Raw genomic sequence first — 21,344 nt, 5'->3', positions numbered from 1 at the left:
AGATTTGTATTATTTCACAACAATACTTTTACTCATAATTCTTTTTTCCTGAATCAATCTTCGATATGAAAATACCTTACGCTGTACACGGAAATTGTACAGCATGATTAACATCTACAATATACTTATTTACTAATACTTCTGATGTGGTGTAAAGGCTCACCTTGCTGCCTTGGGTAACATTCTTCACGATGGTGTTTCCGTTCTCAAGGTTTACACTTGCCACGATGATGGTCTTCATCGTGCGGCAGCCCTCCGGGTTTTCTTCCGTTTCCGCGGCATGGACGCCATCGCTGAGCTGAACGAGCGTCAGCGTGGCGTCGATTTTTTGTCCGTCGGCAACGTTCTCTTCTGTGTCGCAAGCCAACCGGAAGAGGTTGTTTCCCTCAACGAGTGCGAGGGGTTCAGTAGTGGTAATTTCAAAGGCGTTGTTGGTTACGTCCGCCTCTCCGAGTTTTTTTGTGGTTGAAAAAGTATTGGAATCCTTGCTATAATATAAGGTGGCGAGTGCCACTTGGTTGTGCGTGTTGTTGGTTGTGAATCCGAATTTCCCGGTGTTGCTCTTCAGCCGTGTGGTGAGCGCGCCATCTTCGACCGATGATTTCCCGCTTCCCACTTCTTGTTTGCTGAAGGGGGCAAGTCGGCTCTCTGCCGTTGCTTTCGTCGCGAGGACAATCCATCCGCCGATGCGCAGCATCGTTGGCAAAAACAGATGTGGTCTTTGGTTCATACCATTATATATAGGCTTCATGCTTCGTTTTTTTCATTCTTGTGTTCGGCTGCCCCTCCCAAGATCGTTGGGTGCGTTCTTTGTCGCGAAAGGACAATCCACACAAGCAATATCAACGAACAACGGCAGCCTGCCATTTTCGTTATGGGTATTGATGTATGTTGATTTCTAACTTCTCAGCCTAACCCCGGAGGCTTTTCGTGAAGCGGAATGAAATAAGGCAGGTCTTCTGACTTTGTTGTCTGCTCACAAACCCCTTCCCGAACCTTGTTCAGTGGTTATGGTTTGTGCCCACAAAGACAACTCACAGCAGCCGGACTGTTTGGGATTCACACCCAATTCCCTTTTAATCGCTGTCGCGAACCAAATTCGTTGCAAAGGTAAGAATATTTTTTGAACCACAAAGAGAAAACAGAAAAAAAATGAAAAAAGTGTGTATTTGTTACAAGCGTTTCTTTGCTGGGCATCACTAAAACACAAAAAAAGGGTGTTTTTCGCTTTTGAACCACGGGCGAAAACCTGCCTGCGCACACGGATTTTGTAAAAGAATATATCCTACCGAAACTTGAAGGCTGAGCTTTTGGATGGTAAAAGGTGAGCAAATGGAGAACAAAAGGTGAGCTTTCGCATTGCAAAAGGTGAGCTTTTGGAACATGATTTCCAAACGCTTGTATTTCAATGGCTTGCAATCCTCACAATTTCCTTTAATGTGTAAAATTTTTTCCTCTCGTTCCCACTTCGTCATTGTGTCGCGAAATGGTTTGGCAAACTTTGTCCCATCCGTTGCAATGGAAGAAAAAATGGTTGTGAAATGTTTTGCAACGCCTGTTCAATGCCTGCATACGTATTGCCGACCGGTGGATGCTTTCGATGGTTTTGTCATAATTTCGCCACGCGAATGATTGGTACAGATATTGCTATATCTTTCATGATGCTTCCGAAAAGTGCACGGAAGGGACAAATGGAAATTATAAACCATATATATATAACAAAAAAGATATGATTCACGCACAGATTGACGAGTTGATTCGCAATGCGATGAAAGCTCATGAAAATGACAAGAGAGACGTGCTCCGACTAATCAAGACAGAGTTTCTCAAGTATAACACTTCCAAAGAGGGGGCAGGAAAAGAGATGGACGAAGAAAAGGAGTTCGCCATTCTGAAGAAAATGGTGGCGCAACGCCAAGATGCCATTGCACAATACAACAAAGCGAACCGACCGGAACTGGCAGAGAAGGAACGCAAGGAACTCGACATCATCAGCGGGTTTCTGCCTGCCGTGCCCACGGAGGAGGAGCTCACGGCTTGCGCAAAATCGGTCATTGAGGCACGTCCCGAGGCAAACATGGGAATTATCATAAAAGAGGTGAAGGCACAACTCCCCATGGCGGACGGCAAGACGTTGGCGGGCATTGTGCGCGGATTGCTCAATTAGAAAACAAAAGGGCAGGGGAGGAAAGGAAAGACTTTGGCGAAAACCGAACCATCGCTTGTCCGAAGAATAAAAAAAAGAAAGGAAAAGAAAATGATAAAGATGTATGTCATGCCGACTTGTCCGCACTGCTCCCACGTGGAGAAACAAGTGGAGGGCAACGCGAATTTCGAGATTGTGGACATTGGCGCACACGTGAGAAACCTAAAGGAGTTTTTGCGACTGCGCGACGCTCACCCGGCTTTCGCCGAAGCGAGGAAAGTGGGCGACGTGGGCATCCCCTGTTACGTGCGAGAGGACGGCAGCGTAACGTTGCAATCTGTCGAAGTGGGATTGGAACCCATGCCCGAGGAAGGCGCATCGTGCGGTCTGGACGGCAGCGGTTGCTGACGAATTGCTTCCCCGCGTCTTGACTTACGCCACGCGTTTGCCTTGTCGTGGCAACATGGCGCGTGCGCAGACGTTGGCAGGTTTCGGCGTATCAACCGCCACGAGATTTTATGAGGTAAGTCGCGAAAGAGCCATGCCGACATGCCGGCATGGCTTTGCGATGTTCAACCAAAGAGCAGGCGCAGAGCTTCCTCCACTTTCGCAACGGGGTGGAGAGTTATGGTCTTGTCGGAGGGAAGTCCCGAGGCGTTGTTTCCGGGAATGATGATGTGCCCGAAGCCCAATTTTCCGGCTTCGGCTATGCGTTGTTCCATGCGGTTCACGGGGCGCACCTCGCCACTCAGCCCCACCTCGCCCGCCATGCACCAACTTGCATCGATGGGTGTATCGACATTCGAGGACAACACGGCGGCTATGACGCTCAAGTCCATTGCCGTGTCGGTGATGCGCAGTCCGCCGGCAATGTTGAGAAACACGTCTTTCTGAGCCAATTTGAAGCCCACCCGTTTTTCCAATACGGCAAGCAACATGTTCAGACGGCGTTGGTCGAACCCCGTTGCCGAACGTTGGGGCGTGCCGTAGGCAGCCGTGGAAACCAAAGCCTGCGTCTCCACAAGAAAGGGGCGCATCCCCTCGATGGCACTCGACACGGCAATGCCCGACAAGTCGCGGCGCGCTTCGGTGAGAAGCAGCTCCGACGGATTTTCCACCGGTCGCAGTCCGTCCTGCCGCATCTCATAGATGCCCAGTTCGGAAGTGGAACCAAATCGGTTCTTGATGCTTCGCAGAATGCGATAGAGATGATGTCGGTCGCCCTCGAACTGTATGACGGTGTCCACGATGTGCTCCAACACCTTCGGACCGGCTATCGACCCCTCCTTATTAATATGTCCGATGAGCAACACGGGAAGATTGACCGATTTTGCCAGCTGCAGCAAGAGGGCAGCACTCTCGCGTATCTGACTGATGCTTCCCGCACTGCTTGCCACCGTCTCCGTGGCAATGGTCTGTATGGAATCGATGACCAACAGCTCCGGCTGCGTTTGCCTGATGCTGTCGATGATTTTCTCAAGCGAAGTCTCCGACAGGATGAGCACAGAGTCGGGAATGTTGCCGGCAATACGCTCCGCACGCATCTTGATTTGCTGCGGACTCTCCTCGCCACTGACATAGAGCACGCGGCGATTGGTGCGCAACACGGTTTGCAGCGTGAGCGTACTCTTGCCAATGCCCGGCTCGCCACCAAGCAGCACCATGCTTCCGGGCACCAAACCGCCCCCCAAGACCCGGTTCAGCTCAGGGTCGGTCAGGTCGATGCGCTTCTCCGCAGTGTAAGACACGCTCGAAAGCCTTTGCGCTCCACATGTCTTGCCATTCGGCGCAAAAGCATTGCCCAACCCGTTGATGGCATTTCGCCCCGCATCGCCGGCAATGCGTATCTCCCTAAACGTGTTCCATTGTCCGCAACTCGGACATTTTCCAATCCATTTCGTACTCTCCTGTCCGCAGTTCTCGCAGACGTAAGCAATCTTGTCCTTTGCCATGATGCGACAAAAGTAAGAATATTTTTCCTTGTTACAAAATTTATGTTTACTTTTGCAGGATATGAAACGATACTATCTTTGGGCTGTCGCACTCCTCTTCCTCATCGCGGCATGCGGAAAGTCGGAGAAAGAAAAGGCAATCGACCGGCGACAGCACAACCTCAGACAGCAACAAGCCTATCGGGAAGCATTCAAGGTGGCAGTATTGCCCACGTTGGATTGTCTTCCCATTTATCTGTTGAAAGACAGTTTGTTATACGATACAACTAAAGTAGATGTTCGGCTGCTCGCCTTTACCTCACAGATGGATTGCGACACGGCAATGGCAGGAGGCAGCGTGCAAGCTTCCGTTACCGATCTGATACGCGGCGAAAGACTGAAACGCAGGCGGCACGTGCCGCTGATTTACCTCACGGAGACCAACGCCGTGTGGCAGCTCATGGCAAATAAGCAATCGGAAGTGAAGAAACCATCCGACCTCGCCGACAAGTATGTCGCCATGACGCGTTTCTCCATCACCGATTACCTCACCGCAAGAGTAATCAAACTCGGAAAACCAAAGTATGCCGTGTACAAAGTGCAAATCAACAACGTCATAACAAGGCAAAAAATGCTGGAAAACAACTTGTTGGATGCCGCATGGCTCACCGAACCACAATCCACCCTGGCCCGACTGCGAGGCGACAGGGTGCTCTACGATTCTTCCGATGAAGCCTTCGTGCCCGGCGTCATAGCCCTCGTGGGAGAATCGGATATCGCCAAACAGGAAGCCTTTCAACAAGCATACGACAAGGCTGTGGAACTGATAAACAAAAAAGGTGTGAAATACTATGGAGCACTCATCGAGAAATACATGAAAGTAAACGCAAAAGTGGTTGATTCTCTGCCGAAAACAACATTTAAACGCATCGTCAGTCCACGTCCTGCAGACATCCTGAAAGCACAACGACCCTGAAAAGTCCGACACTCCAACATTGATCATGCAACCGGCTCACCACCCCTTAACACAACAAGCACAGTGAACGTAGAAAAAAAACTTTCCGAAGTCGAGGCATCGCTCCGCAATTGCAATTTGGGAAATGCCCTCGCGCTCGTCAGGAGCATCTATGACGCAAAACCATCGCTCGTCGGTCATGACGAGTTTCAGGACATTCTGCACGATTTTCAGCTCATGGGCAACTTCTTTCTGAGAGGCTTCGCCGACCCACAACGCAAACAATTCTATCAATCGCTCGTGAAACGTCTGTACAAGGTGGCAGCCGACTTGTTGCTCAGTTGGCAATGTGGCAACCTTCCCACCTTCATTGAAGCCCATCGCACAGCCAATCGGCTCAACATGAGCCCCGATTTCCTGAGAACCATACTCGAAGGATTCGTCTCCGACGTGGCAATGCTGTCGCTGGAAGCAGGCACCGTAAGACAACAGAAGGCAGACGAACTTCACACGCGGCATCAGCAGTTTCTCAATCGCTTGTTTTGCGCCCTTTTGGTGTCGCCACAATGGAACAAGTCGGACGAAGATTTCTATTCCGACCTGCTCACCACTCCCACCATAGACGCGCTCGATCAGCAGGTCATGGTGGCAGCCGTAACACTCTCATCCCTCAACCTTTTCGACATGGGCAAATACCGAACGCTCGTCCATACCTGTCTCCACGCGAACGACGAGGGGGTAGGAAAACGCGCTTTGGTGGGCTGGACACTCGTCGCCAACGACCTTCCGTTCTACGCCGATGAGAAACAGAAAGCCTTGGAACCCATCATGGCACAACCCGACCTCATCGCCGAGCTGACCGACCTTCAACTGCGGTTGCTCAACTGTAGGGAAGCGGAGCGGGATGGAGAGAAAATACAACGCGACATCATGCCCAACCTGATTAAAAATGCTCCCATCGACATGAAGAACTTTGGACTTTCGGAGTCGGAAGCCGACCCCTTGGAGAACATCATGAATCCCAACGCCGATGAGGAGAAGATGGAAATACTCGAGGAAAACATTCAAAGGATGATGGATATGCAGAAGAAAGGAGCCGACATCTATTTCTGCGGATTTCGGCAGCTGAAACATTATCCCTTCTTCAACGACCTCTCAAACTGGTTTACCCCCTTCTCGGAAGAACATCCCGCACTGAAAACCGTGAAAGCGAAGCCCCACGGCGAACAACTGCTGAGATTGGTGCGCGAGCGGAGCAACTTCTGCGAGTCGGACAAATACTCGTTGGCACTCTCCTTGTCGATGATGCTCGACAAAGCCTCGCCCGACATGATGGAAGCCATGCTGTCGTCCGATGCGATGGGATTTAACTCCGATGAGCAAACAACGGCAGACGGAAACCATCTTCTCGGTGGCTATCTGCAAGACCTCTATCGTTTTTTCAAAATAAAACAGGCATCGCAACACGATATTGCCGACCCTTTCGCGGATTTGCCCAAGGGACGATGGCTCATCTACGACAACTTGAGCTTCGAAGGCAGGGATTGGGAGGAACAAAAACTCACGATGGCACAACTGCTCTATATGAAAAAACGATATGAAGACGTGGAAAAACTACTCTCTACGTTTCACTCCGATAAGCTGACATACAACGTTTTGCAGGCTTTTGTGCAGGTGAAACTTCACAAGCGGAAAGAGGATGGGGGCTACTTGATGAAAGCGCGCGAGCAAGTGTCGGACGAAGGCTGGGCATTGAAGTGCCTTGCCGACTGCTACATGGAACTGGCGATGTACGAAAGGGCTGCGGAAGCCTTTGGAAGACTTGCCGATTTATATCCCGAAGCCGTGAGCTTTGCCATCAATTCCTGTTTCTGTCTGCTGAAGACACAGCGATACGACGATGCGTTGCGGAAGCTCTATGAACTGAACTATAAGCATCCGGACAATAATAAGGTGAAGCGACATTTGGCTTGGGCATTGCTTTGCACGAAAAGTCCTGATAAGGCGAAGCGGCTTTACGCGGAACTGATGGCCGATGGTCCCACCCCCGACGACTATCTCAACGCCGGTTATGCAGAATGGATAGGCGGAAACCCCACCGATGCACTGGAACTCTTCCGGAAATGGCGCAATATCAGTCGGGAAGGGGACATCATGCGACAGTTCTCCGACGATTGGTTCATGCTCAGACGCTATGACTTTTCATCCACCGACTTGGCAATGATGCGCGATTTGACCAACCATCCCGACCCATTCGACCCGCGGTGGCAAGCCTGAAAGCATACAGTCACGGAAGAACAACAAACAACAATATTGAAAATGAACATCAGGAACATCACCACACCGGGCAAAGCCGGGGGAAAAGGCTTCACTCTTGAGCATGTTGTTACGAAAATTGCGGTGGAAGAATACGCCGAAGGCTATCGCGAGATTGACCGGTTTCTATCGCTTTGTAAGCAATGCCCGCGTTTCGGAGAACAATGGACGTGCCCACCCTGCGAGTTCGATGTGAAAGCATACGTGGGACAATTCAAGTACGCCCACATCCTTGGCTCCAAAATGACTTTCACGGCCGATACTCTGCGCACCACCACCACTCAGGAGGGCGTGAAACAGGTGTGCGACGACGCCATGAAGTATGCCCTTACCAAAGCTTCGGCTTACCTTCGGAAGTACGAACGACTATCGCCGGGCAGCCTCTGCTTCCTCGGATCGCGCTGTCTGCTGTGTGGAAGCCAACCTTGCGCCCGGCAAGACGACAAACCCTGTCGCCATCCTCACGATGTTCGCGTATCGTTGGAGGCGGTGGGCTTCAACTTGGGCAAAACTACGAGTCAGCTGCTCGGCATCGATTTGAAATGGGGAGGTAAGGACAGGCTTCCCGAATACATCACGTTGGTTACGGCACTGCTGACCAACGATGCTGCCTTGCGACTGGAATGAGTGTGCCCCCGACTGCCTTTTCCCGTGATTTTAGGGAAATCCCCCTCACGATTAGGCTTACTCCCTTGCGCGGATGGTAAATTCCCGCTATCTTTGCGATATACAATCAGAAAACGGAAGTTGAACCCTCTAAACACATACAGTCATGAAACGTCAAAATCTACTTATCACCACGGCAATCATCACTACCTTATCACTCGCGTCATGCGGAACAATGTATCTCGAAGGAGGAGCCTCCGCACCGGTTTACACCTCCGGTTCGACCTATGGCACTTCCTACGACGACGGTTATAGCGTGGCTTACAGCCGAAGCGGAATGAGCTACGACGATGCACGTCGCCAGGCATGGTTCCTGTCGGACAAGATGGCGTATGAGTTGGGCTTGTCCGATGCGCAGTTCAATGCCATCTATGAGATAAATCTCGATTACCTGCTCTCCATGCGTGGCGAACGTTCCATCTACGGAAACTATTGGACACGTCGCAACACCGACATCTTCTACGTGCTCAACGCCAGCCAATACAACTACTTCGTGAGCCTCGACTATTTCTATCGTCCCGTCTATTGGTACAATAATGCTTATTCTTTCGGCGTATATCGTCATTATGGCAATCCGCGCCATTACTATCGTGCACGCCCGACCTATTATTCCAGTTATCGAGGCGGACGCAACCGACAAAGGAAGAGCTACTATGCCGGCAGGTTCGGTGAACGAACGGGGCGTCCCATCGTAACCAACCGCAGCGGATACAGAGGAAACAATGGCTACAACGGTGTGGCGAAGACTCCGAAGAACGGCAACAACGCGGGCAGAGCCACCTTTGGAAACCAAAAGCGAGACTCGTTCAACAACAACGGAGCAAAGTTTGGCAACCAAAACCGAAACAGCAACACGAACAAGGGTTTCTCCTTCGGCAACCGCAACCGAAACAACAACACCAACACGACGCCCGTCGGACCACGTCCCAACGTGCAACCGGGCAATGCCAACGGTAGGTTCGGAGGCTCGCGCAATGGTAACGTGAACCGTCCGGCGGTAACTCCGCAACCGAAGTCCGGCACAACGCGCCCCATCAACACAACCACCAATCGACGCAGCTTCGGAGCGGGGCGCGACCGCACCATCACCACGCAGAAAACACAGAGCGTAAGCAACTCGACCGGCACATCGACGACACGCGTTGCGACACCGCAACCCAACCGGACGCAGCCCAAGAAAAACGGCAACTTCGGCGGACACAGATGAAACCCACAAACCAACATTGACACACGAAATGAGAACGACACACATCAGCAGCCGGAGAGTGGCGGCGGCATTGACGAGAGGATTCTTCAATGCCTACTTTTCGGGACAGATTGATGCCCGGTTTTCGGAGCGAAAAGACATTCAGCCGACTGCATACAAACAGATTGCTGCCGACAACTACGAAGAGCTGTCGGCGGTTTTCCTTTCCGTCTTGTTCCCCATCCTTGCACGGCTCAACTTCAGCGATGCAGAGACCGTGGCCGAAGACATGCGCCGTCGCCACTTCTCCGACAGCACGTCGCCGAAGATTCTCTTGCGCTATGCCTGCGGTTCAAAGCCGGTTTACGACACGGTGGTGGAGGAATATCGCCGCCAACTCGCGGCAATGCTGGGCGGACACGGACAATCCGTCGCCGACTTCTTTGCCGGCTGCGCACCTTTCGATACCGACGAAGCCAAAGTTCCGGTGGCTCTCGCCATTCGTTCCATGGTGCGTGTGCAGATGCACGCCTATGCCACCGGGCTGACTGCCGGACCCGCGGGGGCGCGACACTTCCGACAAGCCACCATCTATCGCCTGATGATTGGCGGAATGACGGCATTGCTCCACACGGAACCCTTCGTTCCGAAAACCGACAACTTAGAGATGATATTCCGTGCGGCAGCACTCAACTCCGACAACTTTGAAACCCTCATGAACGAGATGAACCTTGCTCATGAGGAATTTTCAAATGGCTGAAGAGCGGGGGAGCGATTTCTCCGCAAACTCCCACCGGTGCGCGCCTGCCTCCTTCAGTCCAAATCTATCATCAGACTGCAATTTCACAATGAAAGGATGAAAACATGACTGTGATAGCAGATTGGAGTTTAACAAAAATAAAACCTTTCCCTTGCGCTTTCAGCCAAAAAAGTCCTAACTTTGTGCCCGATTTCAAACAACAGACATGGCAAGAGCAAAAAGAAGCAATCTGGAATGGACACGACGTTACGTCAGTTTCGTCTTCATCCTCTTTATCATAGCATTCGGAACCTCCTTATCCATCAGGGCAAACTTAGGTTCATCGCCCATCTCCGCCCCGCCTTACGTGCTGTCGCTGGTGCCGGGAATGCCGCTCACCATGGGACAGCTCACCATCATCATGCACGTCTTCTTCATCCTGTCGCAGATTGTGCTTTTGCGAAAGGAATTCGACAAACTGCAATTCACGCAAATCCTTGTCAGCCTGCTCTTTGGGTTTTACACCGACCTCACCATGTGGCTGACCGGTTTTCTGCAAGTTCCCTTCGACATCAACCCCCTCACCGGCTATTCCCTTCGCTTCGCCGAACTGCTCATTGGTGGCGCATTGCTGGCTTTCGGCATAGCCTGCGAGGTGCGTTGCGATTCGCTCATGCTTGCCGGCGAAGGCTTTCCACTTGCCATTGCCAAGTTTCTTCATCAGGATTTCGGCAAGGTGAAGATATGTTCCGATACCGGTCTGGTCGGTCTTGGCGTCCTCTTCATGTACGTCTTCATGGGACATTGGGACTGGAAGCTCGTTGGCTTCGGCACCCTCTTCTCCATGTTCTACGTGGGATATATGGTGCGTTTCTTCGCTCCCCATATCGAATGGCTCGATACAATCTTCATTCCCCAATCCGAAAGGCTCGCGCCACAGCGCAGCCGCGTGTCCCGGTAGGCAGTTGCCACGACTTTTTTTATAAGTCAATGCCTGCTTTCTTTCCCTCTTTTTGGTCAGCCATCTTCCCATCATTAATCCACCGTTCTTTCTGTCCGGCTTTCCCCTTTTTGCATGGATAAGCCCCCTTGCTTGCACAGATTTTCAGCTTTCAATTTCAAAAGCTTACCTTTTGCGTTTCAAAAGCTAAGCTTTTGGACGATAAAAGGTAAGCTTTTGGAGAGCAAAAGGTGAGCTTTTGAAAAGCCATTGTTATGTTTCTGAAAATCAAGAGGTTACAGATGTTAATATTTTTGCTTTGCACCACACTCTGCAACAACGCAAAATTCTTGTCCGCCCTGCCGACAAACCCAAACCGGAAAAGCATGGGGCGAAGCTCCAAAATTGTTGTAAGCCGGCTTCGCAACTTGGGGAAAAGCCAAAAAAGCGAAAAAGGACGACCCACAAGGGCAGTCCTTTTTCATTTAGATTAAAGTGGAATTTACATGTTGAGAGCCTCTTGTCGGATTCGAACCAACGACCCCGAGATTACAAATCACGTGCTCTGGCCAACTGAGCTAAAGAGGCGGGTGGGCAAGCGATTCTTATCGCGCCGCTACAACCTTCTGCCCTTGCTATGTTCCCATCCTGGGGGATTCAAAGGGAGCTGGCCGTAAGAGACTTGCCCATGTCGGTACTTTCCGTTTCGGGAAAGCGAGTGCAAAGATAACAAAAAGAATTGATATAGAACAAGTATTGCATCGGTTTTTTTCGTTTTTAACAAAAAAGTATTAAAATGCGCCCCTTTTACCTATTTATATTATTTTATTTGAGTACTTTTGCAGCATGAATTACATGGAATTACGACAACTGCGTGCTTTCGCGTGGTACGACGGCATCTATCTCGCCATTGTTTGGGCAGCAAGTTTCGCTTGTTTCCTCGCGCAAACGTGGCTCCCCATGCTGGGCGATTTCAGCTCGGTGCTCATCCTCGTTACACCTTTCTTCGCCGGCTACCGGCTGAAGCTGTTCCGCGATGTGGCACGCGACGGAATCATCAGCTACCGCGACGGATTTTTCTACTCCATGCGAATGTTCTTCAACGCCACATGGCTCTTCAGTCTAGCACAATGGGCATACATGACATTCCTCGACCGGGGACGAATGTTGCGCATGGTAACCGCCTTCTGCTCCACACCGGAGTTCGAGGCAACGCTGAAAGAAATGAACATCAGGAGCGACACCTTCCTCAAAGCACTGCCCGAAGCCTTGGAACCTTACTCGCTGGTGGTGAACGGCGTTGTGTGGGAACTGCTGTCGGGAGTGGTCATCAGCCTTATTGTCGCCGCCATCTTTGCACGCAAAGTGAAACCAAGAAAACTATACAATTGAAAAACTATGGATATATCTGTGATCGTACCGCTCTACAACGAAGACGAGAGTCTGCCGGAACTGCATAAGTGGATTGGCAGGGTGATGAGAGCCAATCACCTCAGCTACGAAATCATATTCGTGAACGACGGCTCCACCGACAACAGCTGGGAGGTGATACGCCAAATTGCAGCAGAAGATGAGCACGTGGGAGCCATCAAGTTCCGAAGAAACTACGGCAAGTCGCCGGCACTCTACAGTGGCTTCAAGGCAGCAAAGGGCGATGTGGTCATTACCATGGATGCCGACCTGCAGGACTCGCCCGACGAGATACCGGGACTGTTCCGCATGATAAAGGAGGACGGCTACGACCTCGTGAGCGGATACAAGAAGAAACGCTACGACCCACTCTCGAAAACCATACCCACGAAACTCTTTAACGCCACCGCACGCGCCATCAGCGGCGTGAAGAACCTGCACGACTTCAACTGCGGACTGAAAGCGTACAGAAAAGAAGTGGTGAAGAACATCGAGGTATATGGCGAGATGCACCGCTACATCCCTTACCTTGCCAAAGAGGCGGGATTCGCAAAAATAGGCGAAAAGGTGGTGCACCATCAGGCACGGAAATACGGGAAGACAAAGTTTGGCATCAACCGCTTCTTCAATGGTTATCTCGACCTCATCACACTCTGGTTTCTGACTAACTTTGGAAAGAAACCCATGCACGTCTTCGGACTCCTTGGCAGCGCAGTCTTCTTCATCGGCTTCCTTGCGCTCGTGTGGCTCGCCGTGGAGAAAATCATCAATCTCGCAACAGGCATCTATGGCGACTTGCTTGCCGACCACGCCTCGTTCTTCATCGCACTCACCGCCATGCTCTTGGGAACGCAACTCTTCCTTGCAGGCTTCCTTGGCGACCTCATCAGTCGCAACAGCGCGGGAAGAAACGAATATCAGGTGGAAGAAGAAATCAACATCGAGAAAGATAACGCGAAATGAGACCATCCGGAGGAAACACTCGACACGCCTTGCTCGCACTGATAGCAACAACCCTGCTACTCGCTGCCTGCTCGGAAGTGGATTGTCCGCTGAGCAACAACGTTTACGCACGATACGCCATGAAAGGCGACACACTCAGGGACACACTCACCATCATCACACTCAGACCCGACAGCGGCGATGCCGTGATGCTCAACCGGCTCATCGGAGCAGACCACTTCTTTCTGCCCGTAAGCTACAACAACGATGCCGACCAACTGCTCTTCCTATACACCGACACAACGGGAACAGAGAGGCGCGACACCATAACCATGAGCAAAACCAATCAAAAGCAATTCGAGGGAATAGACTGTCCGCCAACCTTCTTCCACACCGTTACGGAGATGAAACACACACGCCATCGCATCGACTCCATCGTCATCCGCGACCCCAACATAGACAACAATGAAACGAAAGAGCATTTTTACATCTATTTTAATAGCACTCGGTAGTCTGCTCGCACTGCTGCCTCTCCCGGCACAAGCACAAAAGGGCGGAACAAAACGAAAAGTGGTGGCAAAAACGACTCCCGACTCCATACCGCTCTTCCGGGGATTTGCCGTGGGAACCGACCTCATCGGCATGGGACAACGCCTCATTGCCGACTACGGACAATATGAGGCATGCCTGATACTGAACCTCAAGGATTGCTACTTCCCCACCATAGAAGTGGGATACGGACAAGCCGACAAACTGAGCGATGCCACGAACATACGCTACAAAACAGCAGCACCTTACGCAAGAGTGGGATGCGACTACAATGTGCTGCGCAACAAGCACGATTCCTACCGACTGCTCGTCGGAGCACGCGTGGCATACACTTCCTTCAAATACGATATTAGCAGTCCGGGCGTTACCGACCCCGTCTGGGGAGGACACACCGAATATGCCGCCAACGACGAAAGCTGTTCCATGCTTTGGGCAGAAATAGTGGGAAGACTCGACGCAGCCATTGCCGGACCGCTCAGGATGGGATGGTCGGTGAGGTATCGGACACGCATCACCAATAAACAAGGAGAGATGGGCGCACCATGGTACGTACCCGGCTTCGGCAAAAATGGTTCCACCCGATTGGCAGCCACCTTCCACATCCTACTCGAATTCTAACACATCATCACACAGCCGGAAAGGGAAACGAAACTACTTCGGTCCCTACGGCTATTCTGTAATTCGGTCATGAACAAAAACAAAAAACTTCTTTGGCAACTGCCTTTCCTAACGGCACTCATCATTGCCACCATCTTCATCGTAAAACAACAAAGGGCGATGCCCTACCAGCACAATGAGGGATTTGTCTTTGGGACAATCTACCACATTACCTACCAAAGCGACAAAGACTTGCAGCAAGAAATAGAGGCAGAACTGAAAAAGGTGGACAACTCGCTCTCCACCTTTAACCCGCAATCGGTCATATCGAAAATCAACAACAATCAGCCTGTTACCCCCGACGAGATGTTCGTGGAGGTGTTTCGGAAAGCGGAGGAAATTGCAAAAGAAACCGATGGAGCGTTCGACATCACCGTCATGCCACTCGTGAACCTTTGGGGCTTCGGCTTTAAGCAAGGCGTGAACCCATCGCAAAGCAAGATAGACAGCCTGAAACAATACATCGGCTACCAAAAAGTATGGCTCGAAGGAAAGCAAATCCGAAAAAAACAACCCAACATCATGCTCGACTGCTCCGCCATTGCCAAAGGTTATGGGGCGGACATCGTGGCACGATTGCTGAGAAAAAACGACATCAGCAACTTCATGATAGAAATAGGTGGCGAGATTGTTACCAGTGGAAACAGTGAGAACAGGCTGCCATGGAAAATCGGGGTGAACAGACCCATTGATGACAGCACAGCCACAAACATGGAAATACAGACTGTACTCAACGTTACCGACAAGGCAATGGCAACCAGCGGAAACTATCGCAACTTCTACTACAAAGGAGGAAAGAAATACGCACACACCATCGACCCAAAGAGCGGATACCCCGTGCAGCACTCGCTATTGTCGGCAACCGTGCTGACAAAGGATTGCGCCACGGCTGACGCATACGCCACGGCATTCATGGTGATGGGAATGGAGAAAGCAAAAAAAGTATTGGAGAAACACGAAGAACTCATGGCATATTTCATCTACACCGACAAGAAAGGAAACCTAAAGGTGTGGTACAGTCCGGAGTTGGAAAAGAAAATCGTGGAAGAATAGCCATGCTGCAAATCTACGACAAACTGCTCGAATTGCCACTCTTCCTCGGAATAGGCATGGATGATCTCACGCACATTGTGGAAGCTACGAAGTTTGAGTTCATAAAACTGAGGGCAGGCAAAACAGTCGTCAGCGAGAACCAACCCTGCGAACAGCTTTATTTCCTCATGGACGGAATACTGAACATGGAAACGAGGGCGGACGACAACAGTTATACGATGACCGAGGAGATGATGGCTCCGGCAGTGCTACAGCCCGAACGATTGTTTGGACTGCGCCGACATTATTCCAAGAGTTTCCGTACAAAGACAACTTGCGGACTGCTTTCCATTGAGAAAAGCGAACTCCTGAAACTGCTTGACGAACATTTTATTTTCCGGCTCAACTACTACAATCTGCTGTGTACTCGGACACAACGGGCCGGAGGAATGCCATGGAGAAGAACCGGGGAACAGCCACGCGACAAATTCACACGCTTCGTGAGCGACCGAAGTGACAGACCGGCAGGAAGGAAAGAACTTTGCATCACCATGCAGCAACTTGCAAACGCCATCAACGAGAGCCGTCTCAACACCTCGAGGATGCTTCACGATCTCCATGCACACGATCTTATCCGTCTTTACCGCTCGAAGGTCATTATTCCTCATCTTGAAAAACTCGTTCAAGCATAATCTCTTCCTACACATCTTTACCATTTCTCCACGCATTGTCCCACATCATTCCCCACGAATTAACAATGCATATCCCGCCATTTGCAAACAGTTGGGACAGGGCTTTCCACCGGTTGGTCATATGTTGCGAATCGATGCGAAATGGTTGTCAAACCTTTATGTATGGTACTGTCCTATAAAAGTGTGTAAGCTTCTTTTTTCTTATCTTTGTATTTGATAACTTTAAAAAAGAAAAAAATGAAACTTACACATTCGCAAATTTCGGAAATTCTTTCGAATTACACAAGCAGCTTGGAGCAACTATAAGATGCTTATTGGAAATAGTTTTGTACCTTTCCAAACGCAATCTGCTAATATCTCTCTTTCCTTTTCGTTGCAACCTATTGAGTGGTTCTCCATAGAGGAGAAGAGTGTTTATAGTTATATAAGGCAACTATCAAAGGGTAATGCAGCATTCAATATTGAACCCTTGCGTTCTTTCAGTCATCAGTTGAAATGCTTTCTTATGCCTGGTAATTTTCAAATAGAGTGGAACAATGAGTTGTACCATAGCAACGACCATTCTTTCTCGTTCACATACTTTGCCGACATATCTGTATATTATCGTCGTAAACGTTACGAAATAGGACTTGTCTGCAATAATCTTATAGGCAAGAATAAATACATCCGACAGCAAATAACCGACACTCAACAGATATATACAGCTACCCAATTAAGAAGTAGAGATGTTTTGTTGAAAATGATGCTATCATTGTAATAAACAGGGCATCCTGTTATTATTTATAAATAATTTAAAATCAAAAAGAAATGAAGAAATTTTTATTTTCGTTGGCACTAGCTCTTAGTTTAGGAGTAGTTGCACCACAAACAGTTGCTGCTAAAAGTAGCTCCAAGATTGAAGTAACAGAAATCACGCACCATGATGGTTATGATGAGGTTACCTTTAATGACGGAAGCTTAGGCTTTTTCTTTGAAGATGGTACATATATCATTTATATAAGGAAAGAAGGTGGTAAATAATCTTAGCAGTATTTCTTGATATTTGTAAACAATAGAATATCGAGAATTTATGCGTTACATTTAAGGTATGCCAAGAGTTTATTATGGCATACCTTTTATGTCTATGTACAATAGGGTAACTATATTTTAGTTTATCTTAAATTTATCATTAAATCAGACACGTCGTTGTCTTATCTGCAAAGTTCTGGCTGGTAGTATTTATAATATCCTTTTCTAATGATGGGAATTAGAAAAGTCATTGAAAACTGCGTCTTAGATCTTAATGGGTCGATAGGGGCTTATAATTATCCTCTAACAGCCTTTCCAAATCCGACTCCTTATAAAGTATCTTTCCTGCGAATTGCGTGTAGGGAATAATCCTCCTGTCCCGATAGTCCTGCAAGGTACGAGGGCTGATATACAGCCGCTCACATACTTCCTTACCTGTCAGGAAATGTTCACCACTAAATAGTGGCTTGTGTGTCTGTGCCACTTCCTTCATCCGTTTACTTACGCTACTGAGGGCAGACAGCACTACCAACATATCGTCCGCATCCATGTTCAAGTCTCTTACCTGTTCCATATTTCTCTTTCCTTATTTGTTATTCTTAGGTTTGTCTGTTTTCGATTTCTCCGATTTGGTTTGGAGCAATAGCTCCACGTCCTCACGCTTGTAATAGCACTTATGTCCTATTTGAGCAAAGGGCAACACACCTGTATCCCGATAGTGCTGCAAGGTGCGTTTGCTGATATTAAGCAACTTGCACATATCGCCGTTGTGCAGCCAATCGGTATGCTTGCTCTGTTCCCCAAATGCCTTGTGGCAGGTCTCGGCAAGACAGAGTATCTCATTCCTCAGCCTCGCCCAATTTGAATCCGTAATGATAAAATATTCCATAGTTTTATTGTTATTTTGTTTGTAATTCTGTCTTATTGGTATTGACAATATCTTTGCCTGTTCTGCCTTTCATCACACGTTTATGCCTACAAAAGTATGATGAGTTTGTCACACTTCAAAGCAGTAGGGAACAGCAGGGAAATATCGGGAAGTTGAAGGAAAAATTAACGCATTTTATCGGCAGCCGTTTGCGCATTCTTTCCCTGTTTTCTTCTTTCACCGTCTGTTTGGCGCAAAGATAGGGCGGTGCATGTCCTATTCTATCATACTTCTTTTAAGTGGCACCTTGTAGCACTCTTGGTGTGGACAAAAGCTACCCTATTTCTGTGCTGATTCTTATTGTTTGCAATATCGGTGCAGAATACCGCAAACGTGTGCAAAGGGATACACTTCTACCTCTATCTTTCCTTGCTATTTTATCCCCTGTTTTGATTTAATTCGGGCTTAAATCAGTTATTTCTTTTCCTGTCTCCTCAAAAATCCGTGCGAACTTTATTGCGAATGAACGCAACATTATGCAAGCACTCTCCGAATGCTTGGAACTTTCCAGTTCTCTTCATAACTTCACTCTCGGAAACCAAACCAAGCAGATAATGAAAAGGAACGCAGATAAAGGCAATTCAGTGGACGAAAATAATACGCCCAAGCAAAGGAAGACTTCCTCCAAAAATGGTGAGATAGAAACCTATCTCTCCTCTTATTATGAGTTTAGGTACAACACGGTGTTGGGAAGAACTGAATACAGGGGAAAGGATGATACTCACTTCTCAAAAGTGGGTCGCTATGAAATCAACACGCTCCGCAGGGAACTTGACAACGATGTGGGGATTATCACATCTTCCGACAACCTCTATTCAATTATTGAGAGCAGTTTCTCTCCACGTGTCAATCCCATACAGGAGTATTTCAAGGGATTGCCCTTGGTGGATATTGGTAATATCTGTGGTAATAATAGTGGCAATAGCGATAGTTGTAATCATGACAGTAGTGGCAATAATGAAAACAATTGCTGTTATGATATTTCTTCCCTTTCACTGAAAGCCATTCCTGACTTGGCAAGTTGCGTTGTGGTGCGTAACTCTAACAAGTGGCTGCCGTACCTCACCAAATGGCTCGTGGCAGTGGTCGCCAATGCCATGGACGACCGTGAGTGCCGAAACCACACCTGTCTCGTGCTGACGGGCGAGCAGGGAAAGTTCAAAACCACGTTTTTGGATTTGCTCTGTCCGCCAGCCTTGCACGGTTACAGCTACACGGGCAAGATATATCCGCAGGAGAAGGATACGCTGACTTATATCGGGCAGAATCTTATCATGAACATTGATGACCAGCTCAAAGCCCTCAACAAGCGTGACGAAAACGAACTCAAAAACCTTATTACCTGCCCGATGGTCAAGTACCGTATGCCCTACGACAAGTATGTGGAGGAACACCCCCACTTGGCGAGCTTCGTTGCATCGGTAAATGGCAATGACTTCCTTACCGACCCCACAGGCAGCAGGCGCTTCCTGCCCTTTGAAGTGCTTTCCATAAATATTGAGAGAGCAAAAGCTATCTCGATGGACAATGTTTATGCGGAAGCCAAAGCCCTGTTAAAGTTAGGTTTTCGCTATTGGTTTGATGATGATGAGATTGCCGAACTATACAGGGAGAGCGAGGAATTCCAAGTGCAGACTGCAGAAATGGAACTACTGCTACGCTGTTTTGAGAAGCCAACGGAGGATAATCCCTATTGTACCTATATGACCGCCACGGAGATACTCACCTATTTGGGTATTTATACTCACCAACCACTTGTTGCCAAGCGTATGGGCGAAGCCTTGAAGAAAGCAGGATACATAAAGGTGAGCAAACGAAGAAACGGAGGTAGCCCCATCTATGTCTACAAAATTAGGAAAATCTTGCCCTGCCCGCTCCTTCAAACTTGTAGTAGCCAAATGTAGTAGAATGTGTAGTATTGTCTTATACTACAAAGTAATACTGATTATCAATCACTTATCACAAAATAGTATGTAGTAAGAAGAAAGATGAAAAAGTTTGGAGGGGAAAACTTTGGAAACGGTAAAACCATAAAAACAGACAAACATAAATAATTATCATTCAACCCATTTAAGTATCAAAGCAATGAAAGAAGAAGATTTATCAACAATCAAGCGATACCCCATCGTGGAGTATCTTGAAAGGAAAGGCATCAAGCCTATGCGCAGAACACCTTCCTATGCCATGTACCGTTCACCATTAAGAATGGAGGCACATCCGAGTTTCAAGGTGGACACAGAGAAAAACCTTTGGATAGACTATGCCGAAGGCAGAGGCGGAAGTATCATCGACCTCTGTATGCGTTTGGAGGGCTGCACACTCTTGGAAGCCATCCACCACTTGGGGCAGAACGCTCCCGATAATACAGTACATAGTTCTCACAAAGACTTCTCACAAAACAATCTCCAACCAACGATGGCTGCAAACGAGACAAGGAAACTGATAAGCATATCAGACACCCTACCGCCACATTTGCAGGAGTATCTTACAAAGGTACGCTGCATTGATTTGGAAAAGGCAAAGCCTTTCCTTAAATGTATCAGCTATGATGTAAGGTGCAGGCGCTATCAAGCCATCGGCTTTGCCAATCAATCAGGAGGGTATGAACTTCGGGATAATGGTTCGTTCAAGGGAACGATAGCTCCGAAGGATATTACTCTGATATTTACGGACAAACAGACAGAACACGCAATAGACAAGCCACTGCCAGTATGCGTGTTTGAGGGATTTATGGATTTCCTTTCTTTTCTTTCAATGAAAGAGGAGATAGCCAGCCACTGCCTTGTGATGAACTCCGTAAGCAATGTGGCAAGAACTGTCCGCTGTCTGAACGACCGACATCTGAACCATATCCGTGCCTTCCTTGACAATGACGATGCAGGGCGGAGAACCGTGCAAGAATTTGTAAAAGCAGGTTTCAAGGTGGAGGATATGTCCGTACATTACAAAGGCTTCAAAGACCTCAACGAGTTTCATGTTTACCGTGTTCGTGAGCGACAGAAGCATAAAGGGCAGATACAGACACGAATGTCGGTTACAGAACAAAATCAAAACATGAAATCAAAACAAGTCAAACATAAAATGAGATAAAAACATGGAAAAGCAAAAAGTCAGTAATGTGGGAATGAAGAATACAATCCATTCCGACAAGCAGTATTTTGGACTAAATCAGATAGAAAATTCGTCTGAACATATCATTGCCGAACTTCGGGCAAGGAAAGCAAGACTTATTCAAGAGCCTAACGAA

Annotated in this window: 22 protein-coding genes, 1 tRNA gene and 1 riboswitch; of the genes, 18 read left to right on the top strand and 5 right to left on the bottom strand. The window is 48.6% G+C overall.

Annotation, left to right across the window (positions count from 1 at the left end; all coding sequences use genetic code 11):
- Positions 1–76: 76 nt before the first annotated feature.
- Positions 77–751, bottom strand: a complete 675-nt coding sequence (locus tag E0E16_RS07205) for a hypothetical protein (RefSeq protein ID WP_130829784.1) — start codon at positions 749–751, stop codon at positions 77–79.
- A 181-nt stretch (positions 752–932) separates the two neighbouring features.
- Positions 933–1,113, bottom strand: a riboswitch (cobalamin riboswitch).
- A 616-nt stretch (positions 1,114–1,729) separates the two neighbouring features.
- On the opposite strand from E0E16_RS07205, the gene E0E16_RS07200 reads away from it, so the two are divergent.
- Both E0E16_RS07200 and E0E16_RS07195 read left to right on the top strand, forming a co-directional pair.
- Entirely contained in the window at positions 1,730–2,167 is a 438-nt protein-coding gene (locus E0E16_RS07200; protein ID WP_130829783.1) for a GatB/YqeY domain-containing protein, read from the top strand.
- Between the two features lie 90 nt (positions 2,168–2,257).
- Positions 2,258–2,554, top strand: coding sequence for a glutaredoxin (locus tag E0E16_RS07195; protein WP_130829782.1), 297 nt, complete (start codon positions 2,258–2,260; stop codon positions 2,552–2,554).
- 164 nt (positions 2,555–2,718) lie between these two features.
- On the opposite strand, the gene radA is transcribed toward E0E16_RS07195, so the two are convergent.
- Positions 2,719–4,098 (bottom strand): DNA repair protein RadA, encoded by a 1,380-nt coding sequence (radA, locus tag E0E16_RS07190; protein WP_130829781.1) that lies wholly within the window; start codon positions 4,096–4,098, stop codon positions 2,719–2,721.
- A 61-nt stretch (positions 4,099–4,159) separates the two neighbouring features.
- Here radA and E0E16_RS07185 point away from each other — a divergent pair, with 61 nt between their 5' ends.
- From E0E16_RS07185 to E0E16_RS07160, 6 genes are all read left to right on the top strand, one after another.
- Positions 4,160–5,053 (top strand): ABC transporter substrate-binding protein, encoded by an 894-nt coding sequence (locus E0E16_RS07185; RefSeq protein ID WP_130829780.1) that lies wholly within the window; start codon positions 4,160–4,162, stop codon positions 5,051–5,053.
- 63 nt (positions 5,054–5,116) lie between these two features.
- On the top strand, positions 5,117–7,309 hold the full coding sequence (locus E0E16_RS07180; RefSeq protein WP_130829779.1) for a tetratricopeptide repeat protein: 2,193 nt from the start codon (positions 5,117–5,119) through the stop codon (positions 7,307–7,309).
- A gap of 42 nt (positions 7,310–7,351) precedes the next feature.
- The gene (locus E0E16_RS07175) at positions 7,352–7,975 is read left to right on the top strand and encodes a DUF2284 domain-containing protein (protein WP_130829778.1); all 624 of its coding nucleotides are present in this window, start codon (positions 7,352–7,354) and stop codon (positions 7,973–7,975) included.
- 145 nt (positions 7,976–8,120) lie between these two features.
- On the top strand, positions 8,121–9,221 hold the full coding sequence (locus E0E16_RS07170; protein WP_130829777.1) for a hypothetical protein: 1,101 nt from the start codon (positions 8,121–8,123) through the stop codon (positions 9,219–9,221).
- Positions 9,222–9,249: 28 nt separating this feature from the next.
- Positions 9,250–9,960 carry a hypothetical protein gene (locus E0E16_RS07165; RefSeq protein WP_130829776.1) on the top strand — a complete coding sequence of 237 codons (711 nt, stop codon included), beginning with the start codon at positions 9,250–9,252 and terminating at the stop codon, positions 9,958–9,960.
- 205 nt (positions 9,961–10,165) lie between these two features.
- On the top strand, positions 10,166–10,900 hold the full coding sequence (locus E0E16_RS07160) for a YczE/YyaS/YitT family protein (protein ID WP_181951334.1): 735 nt from the start codon (positions 10,166–10,168) through the stop codon (positions 10,898–10,900).
- Between the two features lie 493 nt (positions 10,901–11,393).
- Here E0E16_RS07160 and E0E16_RS07155 read toward each other — a convergent pair.
- A tRNA-Thr gene (locus E0E16_RS07155) sits at positions 11,394–11,467 on the bottom strand.
- A gap of 267 nt (positions 11,468–11,734) precedes the next feature.
- Between E0E16_RS07155 and E0E16_RS07145 the strand changes: the two genes are divergently transcribed.
- From E0E16_RS07145 to E0E16_RS07110, 8 genes are all read left to right on the top strand, one after another.
- A complete protein-coding gene (locus E0E16_RS07145) occupies positions 11,735–12,271 on the top strand; it encodes a DUF4199 domain-containing protein (RefSeq protein WP_255418142.1) in 537 nt (178 codons plus the stop codon).
- A 6-nt stretch (positions 12,272–12,277) separates the two neighbouring features.
- Positions 12,278–13,252: a glycosyltransferase family 2 protein gene (locus tag E0E16_RS07140; RefSeq protein WP_130829774.1), complete on the top strand. Its 975-nt coding sequence runs from the start codon at positions 12,278–12,280 to the stop codon at positions 13,250–13,252.
- Positions 13,249–13,743 (top strand): DUF6452 family protein, encoded by a 495-nt coding sequence (locus tag E0E16_RS07135; protein WP_255418141.1) that lies wholly within the window; start codon positions 13,249–13,251, stop codon positions 13,741–13,743. Before E0E16_RS07140 ends, E0E16_RS07135 begins: the two co-directional genes overlap by 4 nt.
- Positions 13,697–14,398, top strand: a complete 702-nt coding sequence (locus E0E16_RS07130) for a DUF6048 family protein (protein WP_130829773.1) — start codon at positions 13,697–13,699, stop codon at positions 14,396–14,398. The genes E0E16_RS07135 and E0E16_RS07130 overlap by 47 nt, the downstream gene beginning before the upstream one ends.
- Positions 14,399–14,467: 69 nt before the next feature.
- On the top strand, positions 14,468–15,490 hold the full coding sequence (locus E0E16_RS07125; protein ID WP_130829772.1) for an FAD:protein FMN transferase: 1,023 nt from the start codon (positions 14,468–14,470) through the stop codon (positions 15,488–15,490).
- Complete coding sequence (locus tag E0E16_RS07120; RefSeq protein ID WP_255418140.1) at positions 15,448–16,161, top strand: Crp/Fnr family transcriptional regulator; 714 nt, start codon at positions 15,448–15,450, stop codon at positions 16,159–16,161. Before E0E16_RS07125 ends, E0E16_RS07120 begins: the two co-directional genes overlap by 43 nt.
- A gap of 505 nt (positions 16,162–16,666) precedes the next feature.
- Positions 16,667–16,918, top strand: a complete 252-nt coding sequence (locus E0E16_RS13940; protein WP_130829771.1) for a hypothetical protein — start codon at positions 16,667–16,669, stop codon at positions 16,916–16,918.
- Between the two features lie 50 nt (positions 16,919–16,968).
- The gene (locus E0E16_RS07110; protein ID WP_102188892.1) at positions 16,969–17,181 is read left to right on the top strand and encodes a hypothetical protein; all 213 of its coding nucleotides are present in this window, start codon (positions 16,969–16,971) and stop codon (positions 17,179–17,181) included.
- 259 nt (positions 17,182–17,440) lie between these two features.
- Here E0E16_RS07110 and E0E16_RS07105 read toward each other — a convergent pair whose 3' ends face one another.
- Both E0E16_RS07105 and E0E16_RS07100 read right to left on the bottom strand, forming a co-directional pair.
- The gene (locus E0E16_RS07105; RefSeq protein ID WP_102188893.1) at positions 17,441–17,743 is read right to left on the bottom strand and encodes a helix-turn-helix domain-containing protein; all 303 of its coding nucleotides are present in this window, start codon (positions 17,741–17,743) and stop codon (positions 17,441–17,443) included.
- A 12-nt stretch (positions 17,744–17,755) separates the two neighbouring features.
- On the bottom strand, positions 17,756–18,058 hold the full coding sequence (locus E0E16_RS07100) for a helix-turn-helix domain-containing protein (protein WP_102188894.1): 303 nt from the start codon (positions 18,056–18,058) through the stop codon (positions 17,756–17,758).
- 515 nt (positions 18,059–18,573) lie between these two features.
- Here E0E16_RS07100 and E0E16_RS07090 point away from each other — a divergent pair.
- Positions 18,574–20,001, top strand: a complete 1,428-nt coding sequence (locus E0E16_RS07090) for a virulence-associated E family protein (protein ID WP_130829770.1) — start codon at positions 18,574–18,576, stop codon at positions 19,999–20,001.
- A gap of 181 nt (positions 20,002–20,182) precedes the next feature.
- Positions 20,183–21,187 (top strand): DUF8464 domain-containing protein, encoded by a 1,005-nt coding sequence (locus E0E16_RS07085; protein WP_130829769.1) that lies wholly within the window; start codon positions 20,183–20,185, stop codon positions 21,185–21,187.
- The last annotated feature ends 157 nt before the right edge of the window (positions 21,188–21,344 follow it).

It is taken from the genome of Prevotella rectalis (assembly GCF_900607215.1).
Classification (GTDB): Bacteria; Bacteroidota; Bacteroidia; order Bacteroidales; family Bacteroidaceae; genus Prevotella; species Prevotella brunnea.
Note: the sequence above shows the minus strand (reverse complement) of the source record. Positions and strands in the feature narration are given on the sequence as shown.